Source organism: Oceanibaculum sp., assembly GCF_022449305.1.
Classification (GTDB): Bacteria; Pseudomonadota; Alphaproteobacteria; order Oceanibaculales; family Oceanibaculaceae; genus Oceanibaculum; species Oceanibaculum indicum.
On record NZ_JAKUSO010000125.1, the window covers coordinates 1 to 2,092 of the forward strand.

Here is a 2,092-nt window from a genome sequence, read left to right on the forward strand (position 1 = left end):
CGGTCAGAAAGATCCTGGACAGGAGAAACAAATACATCCATCGCTACAACTACGGCAAGCACGAGATCTATGACATGGAGAGCGATCCATTGGAGGAGCATAACCCCGTGTTATTCACGGGTGTGGTGATGAGAGGGGCATTCGGCGTTCGGTGCCGGCCAAGGACGGCCCAGCGGTTCGACGGTTGCGTAGAGCGATGTTAAGCGCAGAAATTGTTGTGAAGGAGTCAATGTTTTGCACACACCTTTCTTGGCAGCCCGGTGAGCCTGAGTTTTCACTTCCAGATGTCGGCGACCGCCTCGGGCCTTTCGTGAGGATTGGCCCGCGAGCGGTTAGTTGACCGTGGGTACAGCGCCGAGACGTTGGAGGTAGTCCCACCAGTTGTGCCACAGTTTGGCCGCTTCCGGCGCGATCGAGATCCACACGCGGCGGCTGTGCAAGGTAATCCTCGCCGTGACTTTCAGGTAGCGTTGGCGGAAAGTGCTCAGTGACATTCCCGCGGACGAACGACCGTAGGTCTTGGGCCGCCCGGGAGCGGTCTGGGCGCGTTGGGCGATGCACCGTCCCATGTTGAGTAGGTTGTGGGCCAACACGTTCAGGGAGAGGATCGCCTGGTTGGTGTCGAAGGCATCGCGCGCGACCTGTCGTTGACGGGGGATCTGGCCGCGGTAATGGCTCTTGGGACGCGTCGTGGACGACAGGTGCGGTGTCAACGTGTTCATGAAGTCACCCAATTGCTGCTCGTAGGTGCCGCGCTGGCGATACAGCGCCAGCAGCTCTGCTGCCGGCATACTGGTGCCGCCGAAGTTTGTGATCAGGTAGAAGGAGCGTGGCAATAGCTCTCCTTCCTCCGGCGGGACGATGATGAGCACCACGCGGCGGTGCTGTTTCCACTCCTTGGCCTGGTAGCTCAGTTCGTGGGCGCGGAATCCTTGCTGCCGTAGTTCGTCAGGTCGCTGAACAAGGTCTTGCAGATAGCGCTCAACAAAGGGGCGTGCCATTTGTCGCAAAGGCCCGTAATTGCGGATTCGGAAGACATAGCGGGCAGGCCGCAGTCGCTGCTCTAGCAGACTCAGCAGATCGTCGGCCGGAAAACCGGCATCGCCACGCACGGTTACCTCCCAGGCCAGATTTTTCTCGATCCAGTCGAGATAGTCACTGAGCTCACTGGCCGCCCCGTCCGCCGTGTGCGCGTTGCCGGGGCGCAGGATGGCGCCGAACAAATAACCCAGCTCAGCCGAGCCCAAGACCAACGGGTGATAGCAGGTGGCCTGGTAATAGCCGTTGTAGACCGCGCCAGCTTGCTGACCATGCACGACGATCGGCAGACTGTCTAGGTCGAGGGTGAGTCGGGTATAACGCTGTCGCCCGTCCAGCCAGCGGCAATGCTGTTGCACGCAACGCAGGCTCGCCTCCTTCAACACCTTCAGATTCTCTGGGTCGGCCGCCGCCGCCAGCAACCGCGACAGGGTCGGCTGGCTGGCCAATCCATCGGGCGTGCGCGACGTCGAGGGCGTTCGCAAGGGCACATCTTGTCGGCGATCACTCACGCTCAGCCGAAGCGCCGGATCCTTGCGCAGGTTGTCCGCATCGTCGGCGCTGCTCCAACCCTGAGCCAGAAGCAACAGCTGGGTGCGCATCAACTCCGACACCGAATGCGTGATCTGGTCCGACCGGCGCGGGTCGTTAAAGCGCCCGTCAATCCAATCGATCAATCCGGTGCGCTCCATGACCTCCCGCATCATCAGCGCGCCCGCGTCCGCACTCAGCCGTTCCGGGCGTGCTTCCACCCGTATAGCCCCGTTGAACGTGGGGCGAATGACCGCCTCTTGCTCCAATTCGACCTGTGTCTGACTTTCACCCATTGGGTGTCCTTTCGTGGTGTCTGGTGAGGGCATTGCCTGCTAAGCTTTCCCTCTGAAACCTACACCCGAAGGGCACCCAAGTACAGATGTTTCTTCAACATACGGTGAATAACCCGGGCTAAGAGAAGCGACTGAAATCATCACACAGATCGACCGAAGTGCGATCGATCAGATGGTGAGGTTGTTCCTGCGGGCTCGGGAGCGGGGAGGCAGGCTGTTCATCCTTG

2 protein-coding genes are annotated in these 2,092 nt (G+C 60.4%); one reads left to right on the top strand and one right to left on the bottom strand.

From position 1 onward, the window contains the following. A partial coding sequence (locus MK313_RS18095) for a hypothetical protein (RefSeq protein ID WP_287783635.1) occupies positions 1 to 203 on the top strand: 203 nt, incomplete at its 5' end. A gap of 129 nt (positions 204 to 332) precedes the next feature. On the opposite strand, the gene MK313_RS18100 is transcribed toward MK313_RS18095, so the two are convergent. Next, positions 333 to 1,865, bottom strand: a complete 1,533-nt coding sequence (locus MK313_RS18100; protein ID WP_287783638.1) for an IS1380 family transposase — start codon at positions 1,863 to 1,865, stop codon at positions 333 to 335. Between the last annotated feature and the right edge of the window lie 227 nt (positions 1,866 to 2,092).